This is a genomic window from Brevibacillus sp. AY1, assembly GCF_029870785.1.
In the GTDB taxonomy this organism is placed as follows: Bacteria; Bacillota; Bacilli; order Brevibacillales; family Brevibacillaceae; genus Brevibacillus; species Brevibacillus invocatus.
Genome location: NZ_JAFLPN010000012.1, coordinates 43028 through 55386, shown reverse-complemented (window position 1 = coordinate 55386; position 12359 = coordinate 43028). Strand labels below are relative to the sequence as shown.

The window sequence follows — 12359 nt, the reverse complement described above, 5'->3', positions numbered from 1 at the left end:
CTAACTCTCCTTTTTCGCTTCATAAAGATGACAGCGGACCATTTGCCCTGCGATGAACGTTTCCTTGGGCACTTCTGTCTTGCAGATGTCCATGCAAGCGTGACAGCGAGGATGGAAACGGCAGCCTGTCGGAGGATTGGCCGGGGAAGGCAAATCCCCTTGCAGGATGATCCGTTCTTTCTTCTCATCCGGGTCCGTCACCGGAATCGCGGAGATCAAGGCTTGGGTATACGGATGCAGAGGCGTCTTGAACAGATCTTCCTTTCGCCCCAGCTCTACTATCTCTCCCAGATACATGACCGCCACTCTGTCGGAGATGTGCTCCACGACACCCAAATCGTGGGAAATAAAGATGTACGTCATCCCGAACTGCTCCTGCAAATCCTGCAGCAAATTCAGGATTTGCGACTGAATCGACACATCCAGTGCGGAGACGGGTTCATCCGCCACAATCAGCTGAGGACGCAGCATAAGTGCTCGTGCGATCCCAATCCGCTGTCTTTGACCACCGGAAAACTGATGCGGATAGCGATCCAGATGGGCGATCGTCAAGCCCACGATTTGCACGGTCTCTTCAATGATCTGCGCCCGCTTATCTCTCGGTACCTTTTGTGCGATCAACGGCTCCTCCAGAATGCTGCGAATCGTCAGCTTGGGATTGAGCGTGGCAAAAGGGTCCTGAAAGACGATTTGCAGATCGCTTCTCTTCTCGCGCATTTCCTTGCTCGACAGCTTGGTCAGATCCTGTCCCCGATACCAAACCTCGCCCGAAGTGGGTTCCAGCAAGCGCAACAGACAGCGTCCAGTCGTCGATTTACCGCAGCCTGACTCGCCGACGATGCTGAGCGTTTCGCCTTCGTACACCGTCAAGTCGATGCCATTTACTGCCTGCACGTAGGTCGCTGGCTGGAACCATCCCTTTTTGCTTGCAAAATGCTTTTTCAGCCCTTTGATCTCAAGAATGGGTTTGCTCACGGCCGCTCACCCCCTTCGGTACCTGGCACATGCAGCCAGCATCTGCATTCCGAACCGTCCTCCATCTTCATCAGGCTTGGGCATTGCTCTTGACAGATCGGCATTGCCTCACTGCACCTGGCAGCAAAACGGCAGCCTTGGGGCCACTCGCCCGGAGATGGCACATTTCCCGGGATTGCATACAGCCGCTTTACCCCTTTTGCCTGATGGGGGACCGAGCGTATCAAACCCATCGTGTAGGGATGCTTGGGATTTCGCAACAAGGTGCGAACGTCCGCTGATTCAATCACCTGTCCGGCGTACATGACAAGTACCCGATCGCACATCTCAGCAACGACGCCCAAGTCATGCGTAATCAGCATCACCGCCATGCCTGTGTTGTCCCGCATATCGCGGATCAGCCCCAGCATCTGCGCCTGAATCGTCACATCCAGCGCCGTTGTCGGTTCATCCGCGATCAGCAGCTGAGGCTGGCACGCCATCGCCATCGCGATCATGACGCGCTGCCTCATTCCCCCTGACAAGCGGTGCGGATGCTCGCGATAGACGTCCGCTGCGCGGGGTATACCTACCAGCGTCAGAAGTTCGATCACCCGACGCTTTCGTTCTTCTTGACCGAGCGACGTGTGGAGCTGCAAGACCTCCCCGATCTGCCTGCCAATCGTCAGCACAGGGTTCAGCGAAGTCATCGGCTCCTGAAAAATCATCGCGAGCCGGTTGCCCCGCAGCTTGCGCATCTCCTGTTCTGTCAACGTCAGGGTCTCCTGTCCTTCAAAGCGGACACTTCCGCTTGTTACCTTGCCGTTTTTGCCTAACAACCGCATGATAGACAGCGATGTGACGCTTTTCCCGCAGCCTGACTCGCCCACGATCCCGAGCGTTTCGCCCTTCTTCACATGAAAATCGACTCCATCTACGACAGTGACCGACCTGTTTTTGCGATTGGAAAATTGAGTGGTCAAACCTTTTACTTCAAGCACGGACGGTTGGCCATTCATAAGGCACCTCCTTAACAAGAAAGCTCACAAGATGTGTTATACTGCTCGTAATCCAAATATTTAAAACATTCCGGAGGGGGTTTACGTCATGAATATGGATCACATTGAGGCGTTTCTTTACGCGTTCCAACTCGGTAGTTTCAACAAGGCTGCTGAAGCGCTTTACCTAACCCAACCTTCCGTCACTGCCAGGATTCAATCGTTGGAGAGGGAGCTGGGCGGGCCCTTGTTTTACCGCGACAACAAACAAATCTCCCTGACTGAACGGGGCAAGCAATTTCTGCCCTACGCCCAGAAGATTCTCAACGCCTATCAGGAAATATCTACCACCCTTCGCGAGCAACCCCTGTCTGGAAACAACCTGACTATCGGCTGTACCCTATTGATGTCTACTCATATCCTCCCGGAGATCCTCCCGCTCTATCGGGAAAAGTATCCGGGAGTCAATATACGGATCCTCGTCGGTTCTTCCGCTTATGTGCTGGAAAAGGTTCTGAACAAGGAGGCTGATTTTGGACTGGCCAGAACCGTATCCCATCCACTCATCGACTCTTTTCATCTCCACACGGACAATCTGCGGCTCATGGTCCCATCCGCACATCCTTTTCTCTCGATGCCAGCACACAAGCTGACATGGGAAAAAGTAGGGCGTGAACCTCACATCGTTCTCGCTCACGGCACGCTGGAGTGGCTCATGATTCAGCGTCACTACCATCGCAATCAGATCCTCCCCAACATCATGATGGAGGTAGACAACTTCGAAGCCGCCAAAAAAATGGTGATGCGCGGTGTCGGCATCAGCTTCCTGCCTGAGCTGTGCATCCAGGAGGAGCTGGCAAGCGGCCATCTGGTAGAAATATCGCCCCATCCAGTTGCACAGCTCACCCGCAAGATCGATATTATCTGTCTGCGCGAATCCAAACGCGACCTGATCGACTTTTTCATCCACGCCGTCAAGGGAATGGAACGAAAGCTGTTGATCAGCAGAAGCAGTTAATTGGACTTCGGATCGAGGATGTCTCGCAATGCATCACCCAAAATATTGACGGAAAAGACGACGATGCTGATCGAGATTCCTGGGAAGGTAGCCAGCCACCAGGCATCTGAAATGTATTCCTTGCCCTCACTGAGCATCGTGCCCCATTCCGGTGTCGGCGGTTGCGCCCCGAGTCCGATAAAGCTGAGTGCTGCTGTATCCAGAATCGCGATGCCGATCTGTAGCGTGGTGTAGACCAGCAGGGTGCTCATGATATTCGGCATGATCTGGAAGAGCAAAATCCGCGCATTGGAGGTCCCCACTGCTCTGCTCGCTTCCACATAGCCGGATGACTTGACTGCCAGCGTCGAGCCCCGTGTCAGCCGTGCGTATTTGGGAATCCCCGCGATTCCGACCGCGATCATGGCGTTGGTCAGACTGGGGCCGAGGATCGCCACAATCGCCATAGCCATGATAATGTTCGGTATCGCCAGTAAAATATCCATGATCCGCATCAATACCGTATCGACGACACCGCCGATGAAGGCGCTCGTCACACCGATAAAGGTACCCGTAATAAAGGTAATCGAGACGGCCATCACAGCGACCATGAGGGTCACACGCGTGCCGTGCAGCAGTCTGGAAAAGACATCGCGGCCAATCGAATCCGTGCCCAGCAAATGCTCAGCGGATGGCTCCGCAAGCAAGGATTCGTAGTACGGCTTTGTAGGATCATGAGGTGCGAACCAGGGGCCCATGATCCCGACCGCGATGACCATCAGCAGAATGATCATGCTGTATCTGGATTTCGGATTTTGCCAAAGCTTTAGCAGGACACCATCTTCACGGACCGGAACCTGTTTTTGTGATGGTGAAATGACGGCTGGATTGGCCTGACTCATGAGGTCCCCTCCTTCGTCTGTCCGACTTCAATGCGCGGATCGATCAGGCTGTAGACGATATCGACCAGCATATTGACAAGGACAAAGATGACGCCAATAAACAGGATGATCCCCTGCACCAAAGGAAAATCGCGGGAGGCAATCGAGCTGATCGCCAACGAACCAAGACCTGGCCAGTCAAATACGCGCTCGATGATGACGGTCCCCCCCAACAGGGAAGCGATTTGCAGCCCAATGATGGTGACGACCGGAATCATCGCATTGCGGAAAGCATGGATGAACAGGACTGCTCCTTCGCCCAGACCTTTGGCCCGCGCAGTGCGGATATAGTCAAAGGAAAGGACCTCTACCATACCTGCCCGAGTCAAACGGCTGATGACCGTCGAGGCCAGCACCCCGAGCGTAACAGCTGGCAAAATCAGATCACGAAAACCGGTTCCGCCTGCGATTGGAAGCCAACCCAGCTTGACCGTAAACAGCATGATTAACAGGATGCCGAGCCAGAAGCTCGGGACAGAAACCCCCAGTGTCGCGATGCTCATCGCAGAAAAATCAATGAACGTATCCTTGAAGCGAGCTGCCAGAACTCCCATCGTAATCCCGATGCAAATGGCTAGAAACATGCCGCTCGCCGCCAGCTTGACGGTCGCGGGAAAACGCTCCAGAATCTCCGACAGGACGGGGCGTCCCGTCTTGAAGGACGTCCCCAAATCCCCTTGAAGCACATTCGCTAAGTATTGGAAGTACTGTGTGACGAGCGGCTGGTTCAAACCCAGCTGCTCTCTCAGTGCATGAACTTGCTCGGCTGTTGCATTTTCTCCCAGCATGATCCGGATTGGGTCTCCGGGAATGAGATGGATCAGCGCAAACGAAAAGATCGAAATACCAAGCAGAACGATCAATCCAGAAGCGAGCCGTTGGAGAATGTACTGCTTCATTGGTTTACCCAGCTATCGTGGTACATCAGGCCACGCAGTGGATGGATGCCCACGCCTTCAACGGGCTTGCGCACGACGTTGAACTGCTTCTCCGTATAGATCGGTACCCACCATGCCTGCTCGACCACGTATTTTTGAACCTCTTTGTACACGTCTTTACGTGCTGCACTGTCTACCGTCGTTCTGCCTTTTACCAAAAGCTCATCCATCTTTTCGTCTTTTACATAGCTGAAGTTCAAACCGCTATCTGCTTGGCTGGAATGCAGGAAGAGGTAGAGCACATCCGGATCGTTCAGCGTGTAGCCCATCAGCGTCATATCAAAGCTTCCCTTGGTCGCTGTATCCACCAGCGCTCCCCACTCCAGCGTCACGATGTTCACTTCAACCCCGATATCCTTCAGCATGGCTTGAATCAACTGAGAAGCCTGCGCCCAAGTGCCTGTCTGCGTCAACAGATCCAGCTTGAGTGGTTTGCCGTCCTTCTCATACAGTCCCTGCGCGTTTTTCGTATATCCCGCTTTCTCCAGCAAGGCTTTCGCTTCGTCTACCTGATAGGTGAGGCCGTAATCTTTCACGGATTCATCGTAGCCGAACAAGGATGGAGGCAGTGGACCGTATGAAACGACGCCCTCGCCCTGAATGACGGCTTTCATGATTGCTTCCTTGTTGATCGCTTTATTCAAAGCCTGTCTCACTTCTACGTCCTGGAACACCGGTTTGCGCGTATTCAGCATGACGAACAATCCCAAACCATTGCGCAGCATCTCTTTAACCTCGAATTGCGGATTGTCCCGGTACTTGGCGACGTCCTTGGCTACGACACCGCGTGCGATATCGATAGAGCCGCTGTCCAAGGCAGCGAGCAACGTTTGATTTTCAGCAATAAAGCGGTAGACGAGTCTATCTGCATATGGCGCTCCCTGGTTTTTAAAGATCGGATCCGCCCAGGCAAACTCCTCGTTTCGTGTAAAGGAAATGGACTGACCATTCTCCCACTTCTCAAACTTCCATGGCCCTACACCAACGGGTTGACGTGCGTACTTGTCGCCTGCCTGCTCAATCGCCTGCATCGACAACGGCTGAAGCCAGCCCGGATCGCTCAGGAATTGAAGCAGAGGGGCAAATGGCTGTTTCAGATGAAGCACCAGAGTCGTATCATCAGAAGCTTCCACAGACTCTACCTCAGACAGATTGCTTCCCGCTACCTTCGCAGCTGTTTCCGGATTGAGCGCGCGCTGATAGGTTTCCGCTATGGATTTGGCTGTCATCGCGGTCCCATCGTGAAATTTGACGCCTGTACGAATCTTGAATGTCCACGTCTTGCCGTCCTCCGATACCTGCCAGCTCTCTGCCAGATACGGTTTGAATTCCAGCGTGTCCGGGTCTTGCGTGACGAGACTCGCGCCGAGATTGCCTGCAATCTGGTTGGCGACGGCCATCCCCGTCTTGTGGATATCCAGCTGATCCGGTTCGTTGGCGATCCCGATCGTGATGGTTCCTCCCTTTTTCGGTTGGAGGTCCGCTGTTGCTGCCGGTGTTTCAGTCGAAGTCGTAGTCGACGGTGCTGAACCTTCCGGTGGCGAACTTGCTGGTGGTGTACTACATCCGGCTATCAGCGCCATTGACAGGGACACCATTGTTGCGGTCGAGAAGAGCTTTTTGAGGTATGCTGTAGGTACCATGTGCCATCCTCCTAAAAGGTAATATGAATTAACACCTACAGTACCATTTATCTAAAAATTGTGATTATTGAAGATTTCTATAAGGTATAGATGATTTTTGTCGGATCTCATGGGTGGACGCTAAAGGCAGATTTCTCTTTTTTCACTCCGCTTCGGATGGAATCCCAAAGACTTTCGCTTTTTTCATGGAGTCGGGCAGGGCATTTTCTACTCCTGTTTCCTGACCACCACTACAGTTGGATCAACGTGCTTTTATCATGAAAAAGCCCGATCACGGAGATCGGGATTCCTTCAAATCATTTTTATTTCTGCGCTCTAGCAGCCTGCATGCGGAAATTGGCGCGTTTTTCGATCTTGCCCAGGATCAGGTCGACCAATATCACCAGCAAAGCAGCAGGAATCGCTCCCGCCAGCACCTTCTGATCATCAGTCGTCACGATGCCGCGCATGATCATCTCGCCAAGTCCACCAGCCCCGACAAAAGTGGCCATCGTCGCCGCACCAATGGAAACGACGGAAGCTACGCGAATTCCTGTCAAAATGATCGGCAGGGCAAGGGGTATTTTGACCTTGGTCAACAGCTGCAGCTTCGTCATGCCCATGCCTGTACCCGCTTCTGTCAGATTTTTATCGACATTTTCGAGGCCAGCATAGGTATTTTGGACGATCGGCAGCAGCGAATAGAGAGCGAGCGCCACGATGGCAGTCCCATAGCCCAGTCCCAGAAAAATCATGATGATCAGCAAGAGGGAGATGGTCGGTATGGTTTGGATGGCGTTTATCGTCGTTTGGATGACAAACGCGATACGTTGATTTCGCGTCATCCAGACGGCCAGCGGGACACCTACGACGATCGCGATGAGAATTGCACTGGCACTCATGAAGAGATGCTCCCCTGTGAAGGCTAAAAGCTGCCTCCAGTATGTCACAAACACTCCCAGTGTTCCTATCAAGGCATCCATGGAGATCTACCTCCCTTCCCGTGCACTTTTTTTACTTCTGTATCAGTCCTTGCTCCAGCAAAAATTCGCGAGCAATCTCAGCCGGATCCTTTTTCTCGATGTCTGCTTTGTAGTTCAAGGCCGTCATCGTCTTCGTATCGATCTTGCCAGTCAGCTTGTTGATGACCTCTTCCAGCTGCGGATACTGCTTCAGCGTGTCTTTGCGTACGACAGGAGAAGCTCCGTACGGCGGGAAGAAGTGCTTGTCGTCCTCCAAGGTTGCCAGACCGTATTCCTTCAGACGGGAATCTGTCGAATACGCAAGCACAATATCGACCTCTCCGGAGTCAACAGCCTTATACACCAATCCGATGTCCATCGGCGTTGTCTTGCCAAACGCAATGCCGTAATCTTGTTTGAATGCCTGATAACCGTCATTCGGACGCTCCAGCCAGCTTGAATCCGTACCCAAGCTCAAATCTTTGGCAATAGGAGCCAGATCGGAGATGGTTTTCAGATTGTGCTTATCAGCCAGCTCCTGACGAACGGTAAAAACATACGTGTTATCAAACCCATACGAAGGGAACCAGAGCTCGTCGAACTTCTCGGCCACACCGTTTTTCACCAGTTCAAAAGCTTCCTGCGGATCCTTGCTGAATTCTTCCAAGCCGAGGCTGCTTGTTAGATCGGTTCCTACATAACGTACGGCGGAAATCTGGATATCGTTGTTCTGCATCGCTTTCAACACGACAGGAGTCGCCCCGAGACCGCCAACCAGCTCAGCCTTCAGGTCGGAATTGCCTTGAATGACTTGCTGGAGCATATGCGCAAGAATCGTCTGCTCCGATGTGGGCTGATGTCCGATCTTGACGACATCGCCAGAGCTGCATCCAGTGGCTAGTACCAGTGATAATCCTGCTATGATAAGTGCTTTCATCCAATTGCTTTTCAATGGTTGTTCCCCCTTAATCCGCACGCTTTATCTTTAATCCTTTTGGCGTGCATAGCTTCTGAACTTTTCTTGTCAATAAGTCAGCAATCGTCGCCAGCATTGCGGTTGCAAGCGCACCTGTAATCAGCATGTTGTCGTTTGCAAGCCCAAGTCCGGTAAATACCAAGTATCCGAGTCCTCCCCCGCCGATCACGGCAGCGAGCGTGGCCCAGCTAATGGTATAGATCGTTGCTGTTCGAAACCCTCCCATGATGATGGATATCGCCATCGGCAATTCAATTTTCAGCAGTATTTGAAAGCTGGTCATGCCCATGCCACGAGCTGCTTCGATCAGGGCCGGGTCTACTTCTCGGATACCCGTAAACGTATTGCGCAGCATGGGTAACAGAGAATAAAGAAATAAGGCTACGACCGCAGGTACGGCCCCGATTCCGAGGAGTGGAATCATCAGACCCAGGAGGGCAAGACTGGGAATCGTCTGCAGGATGTTGACAAACCCGATGACGTATTTATTGATTTTCTCTGTCCTCGTCAGCAGAATACCGAGCGGCACAGCGATCAGAAATCCAGCCATTACGGCGATAAAGGAAATGTAGCTATGCTCCCAAAGAAGGGACAGGACCAGGTCATACCTTTCTGTCAAAAACAAAATCCAATCATTCATCTTCACACCCCCTTGTTAGGATATACTCCACTTCGGGAGCGCCGCTTTTTTGGAAGTGGCCGGGTGCAGCTCCTTTACCTTGCGCAGGCGTTTGGCTCCGATAAAATTCACGACGAATTCGTTGGCCGGATTTTGCAATAGCACATCCGGTGTATCCAGCTGAACGACAGTGCCGTCGTTCATCAGACAGATGCGATCGGCAATCTTGATCGCTTCGTCCATATCATGCGTCACGAACACGATCGTCTTGTTGATCGTTTTTTGCAAGCGGACAAATTCATCCTGCAGCTGCTCCCTGCTGATCGGGTCCAATGCGCTGAATGGTTCATCCATCAAAATAATCGGTGGATCTGCGGCCATCGCGCGAATGACGCCGACGCGCTGCTGCTGACCGCCGCTCAGCTCAGCAGGGTAGCGATTTTTGAAGACCTTTGGATCAAGTCCTACCATGTCCAGCAGTTCGTCTACCTTTTTTTCGTACTGGCTGCGCTCCATTTTTTTCAGCTTGGGCACCAGCGCGACATTTTCGCCAATCGTCATGTGCGGAAACAGGGCAATTTGCTGAATGACATACCCGATGCTCCTGCGAAGCTCCACTGGATCAGTCTTGAAAATATCCTCTCCGTTGATCTCAATCCTGCCTGCGGTCGGCTCGATCAGTCGATTGATCATCTTCATCGTTGTCGTCTTTCCGCATCCACTGGGGCCAATCAGGACAAACAGCTCACCCGCATGGATCTCCAGGTTCAAACCCTTGATAATGGAGGCGTCGCCAATGCGTTTTTCCACTTGTTGAAAGGAAATCATAAGCACCACTCCTTCGAAAAAGATTTATGAAAAGAAAAAAGTCGAGACACTGTTCACGTCTGGAGGACCTTCCGGACGAAAGCAGTATATCGACTCTTTTCTCACATACAAATATGGGGAAATAAGCTTGCATAGTGCGCGACTGGTAGCCCAAATAGAGCTGCTAGTCAATACACGAAAAGCAAGCATGTACACGTAGATTGTATGCTGATTCTGCTTTAGCCGACGAGGTTAGCTGACGGGTAGGATGGCAGGTAGCATCCCTTCTGTTTGCACAGAATTAACCCCAATGATGGTTCCCCCGTTTTCGTCAAGGACGAAACTAGGCCCGATATGAAGTTGGTTAAATCGCTACTAAAACGGATTGGGTAATGAAATTCAGTTTACCATAACGTGAATGTATACTCAATTTTCAAAAAACGCCGTATAACCCCCTCTGACTCTCTCAAAGGGAGTTAACCGTAATCAGTTTTCTCTTTCTTCTGAATCCTCCGGTATCCTTCCAAATCCTTCCCTGCCGCAATCGGAATGTTCATGAAAATCGCGCTTCATTGTAAAAAGTGCAGCAGGAATGTCAAGGTTCCTACACTCATCACCGTCGTCACCAAGACGGAGCTGGAGACAAACTGCGGTCTGGCATTAAATTGGATGGCATACATCGCGGTGGTCGCCGCTGAAGGCATCGCTGCCAAAACAATCAGTACCTTCTGAAGCAAGGGATCAATCGGAAACATCAGACAGATGAGATAAGCGAGCACCGGGGATGCGACCAGCCGAATCACGCTCGCGATACTGATCCCTTTCCACTCCAGTCCTTTTGCCGATACATTGGCCAGCTGCATGCCCAAAATCAGCATCACCACCGGAATTGCAGCCTGGGCAACCAGATCAATCGCCTGGTAATAGGTTTCTGGTATCGAAATCTGAAGCTTTTGAAACAAGACAGCGACCACAACCGCATGATTAGAGGGCTGCTTCAGCACCATCTTGATCGCGTCCTTCGCCCCGCCTTTGCCCCGGGAAGCGAAATAGACACCGAAGACTCCCATGATGATGGCATGGAACACCATGATCTGTACCGCATAGTGAAAGCCCGTCTCGCCGTAAGCAAACAGAATGATCGGCGTCCCGTAGTTTCCACTGTTCATGAAAGCCGTGGAGAGCATCATCGCGCTTTCCTGCTGCTTGTCGTACTTGAAGCATTTCGCTGTCATTTGCGTGATCAGGATCAGCCCAATCGTCAGCAAGGTGGAGATCACCACGATGTAGAACAGCTGCATATCGAGCGGCGTCTTGTAAAACGTACGGAACACCAGAGCCGTAGACAACACGTATATGGCAAGTGTCGAGATGGGTTTGAGATCCAGCTTGTAGATCCGCTGCAAGATGTAACCACTCAAAAAAATCAGTAATACAGGTAAAATCACTTGGAAAAATATCATGCCATTCCCTACTTCCTTATCCATTCACTTTCCTGCTTCAGTATACCAGAGCAACATGAAAAAAAGCCGATCCCGCTTTATTTTTTAGGTAGCGTGATCGACTTTATTATTTTCCAATATCTCCACAAATTTCGATGCAGCTGGTGAGAGCGACACACTTTTTAAAAAGCAGACTCCTACTTCTCTCTTTGGTATCTCATCCGTTAAAGGTACTTCATACAATAATCCTTTTTTCAAATACTCTTGGGAAAATTCTTTGGTCACACAGGCTATTCCTAAATTGATTTTCGCAAATTCCAGTAATAAGTCATGAGAGCCCAATTCAAATTCCGGAGAAATCTGTATGCCTTTCGATAGCAGATAATCTTCTACATACCTTCTGGAATTTGAATTCGATTCAAGCAGGATTAAAGGCAGCTTTACCACTTCATCTAGGGTTATGGGTTTCGATACGAGATGCTTGTATTTCTCCCCACAAACAAAAATATCATGGATATCGATGCACGGTCTTTGTTCTAAGGTAGAATCATCAAGAGGCAAATTAACAATGGCAATATCAACCTCTCCTGATTTTAATATCGAACAAAGCTCTAATGTGGTACCATTCACGATCTTAAATTTAATATTGGGATATTTACTATGAAAAGCTTCCAGATAGGGAAGTAAAAAATATCTCGATATCGTATCCCCTACCCCAATCTTTAATTCCCCTGTCGACAAATTCTTGAATTCTAAAATCTTTTCTTCCCCAACATCAATTAATTTCAAAGCCGAATTTACATATTCATAGAGAAGACTGCCTTCGTTTGTTAAAGATACCCCTTTAGGCGTTCGATTAAAAAGACGTATATCCAATTCTCTTTCCAATTGCATGATTGCCTGGCTAACAGCGGGTTGGGTCATGTAAAGGTCTTTGGCTGCCTTAGAAAAGCTTTTCCTTTTTCCTACCTTGCAAAATATTTTATATAAATCTAATTTGCTTATCATATAAGCGCCCCTTATACCTATCATTCCATATATTCATTTTACTTATATCACTCAACCGATGTATAGTACAAGCAGTAAGTCTTGTGAATAAGCTT

Annotated in this window: 11 protein-coding genes, 1 pseudogene and 1 riboswitch; of the genes and pseudogenes, 1 reads left to right on the top strand and 11 read right to left on the bottom strand. The window is 50.5% G+C overall.

Annotated features, from left to right (window positions below):
- Positions 1-975 carry an ABC transporter ATP-binding protein gene (locus JZI27_RS12115; RefSeq protein ID WP_122909690.1) on the bottom strand — a complete coding sequence of 325 codons (975 nt, stop codon included), beginning with the start codon at positions 973-975 and terminating at the stop codon, positions 1-3.
- Complete coding sequence (locus JZI27_RS12110; RefSeq protein ID WP_251244553.1) at positions 972-1973, bottom strand: ABC transporter ATP-binding protein; 1002 nt, start codon at positions 1971-1973, stop codon at positions 972-974. The genes JZI27_RS12115 and JZI27_RS12110 overlap by 4 nt, the downstream gene beginning before the upstream one ends.
- An 88-nt stretch (positions 1974-2061) precedes the next feature.
- Between JZI27_RS12110 and JZI27_RS12105 the strand changes: the two genes are divergently transcribed.
- Positions 2062-2970 carry a LysR family transcriptional regulator gene (locus JZI27_RS12105; RefSeq protein WP_280207648.1) on the top strand — a complete coding sequence of 303 codons (909 nt, stop codon included), beginning with the start codon at positions 2062-2064 and terminating at the stop codon, positions 2968-2970.
- On the opposite strand, the gene JZI27_RS12100 is transcribed toward JZI27_RS12105, so the two are convergent.
- The 9 genes and pseudogenes from JZI27_RS12100 to JZI27_RS12060 form a co-directional block, all read right to left on the bottom strand.
- The gene (locus tag JZI27_RS12100) at positions 2967-3851 is read right to left on the bottom strand and encodes an ABC transporter permease (RefSeq protein WP_280207647.1); all 885 of its coding nucleotides are present in this window, start codon (positions 3849-3851) and stop codon (positions 2967-2969) included. The genes JZI27_RS12105 and JZI27_RS12100 overlap by 4 nt on opposite strands.
- Positions 3848-4789, bottom strand: a complete 942-nt coding sequence (gene nikB / locus JZI27_RS12095; RefSeq protein WP_122909694.1) for a nickel ABC transporter permease — start codon at positions 4787-4789, stop codon at positions 3848-3850. The genes JZI27_RS12100 and nikB overlap by 4 nt, the downstream gene beginning before the upstream one ends.
- A complete protein-coding gene (locus JZI27_RS12090; RefSeq protein ID WP_280207646.1) occupies positions 4786-6471 on the bottom strand; it encodes an ABC transporter substrate-binding protein in 1686 nt (561 codons plus the stop codon). The genes nikB and JZI27_RS12090 overlap by 4 nt, the downstream gene beginning before the upstream one ends.
- A 302-nt stretch (positions 6472-6773) precedes the next feature.
- Positions 6774-7433, bottom strand: a complete 660-nt coding sequence (locus JZI27_RS12085; RefSeq protein WP_280207645.1) for an ABC transporter permease — start codon at positions 7431-7433, stop codon at positions 6774-6776.
- A gap of 31 nt (positions 7434-7464) precedes the next feature.
- The gene (locus tag JZI27_RS12080) at positions 7465-8349 is read right to left on the bottom strand and encodes an osmoprotectant ABC transporter substrate-binding protein (protein ID WP_280207686.1); all 885 of its coding nucleotides are present in this window, start codon (positions 8347-8349) and stop codon (positions 7465-7467) included.
- 28 nt (positions 8350-8377) lie between these two features.
- Positions 8378-9028, bottom strand: coding sequence for an ABC transporter permease (locus JZI27_RS12075; protein ID WP_122909697.1), 651 nt, complete (start codon positions 9026-9028; stop codon positions 8378-8380).
- Between the two features lie 66 nt (positions 9029-9094).
- A pseudogene (locus JZI27_RS12070) lies at positions 9095-9835 on the bottom strand (ABC transporter ATP-binding protein); the annotation flags it as partial.
- 205 nt (positions 9836-10040) lie between these two features.
- Positions 10041-10174, bottom strand: a riboswitch (cyclic di-AMP (ydaO/yuaA leader).
- Between the two features lie 209 nt (positions 10175-10383).
- Positions 10384-11277, bottom strand: a complete 894-nt coding sequence (locus JZI27_RS12065; RefSeq protein WP_251244591.1) for an AEC family transporter — start codon at positions 11275-11277, stop codon at positions 10384-10386.
- An 84-nt stretch (positions 11278-11361) separates the two neighbouring features.
- Complete coding sequence (locus tag JZI27_RS12060) at positions 11362-12264, bottom strand: LysR family transcriptional regulator (protein WP_280207644.1); 903 nt, start codon at positions 12262-12264, stop codon at positions 11362-11364.
- Positions 12265-12359: the final 95 nt, after the last annotated feature.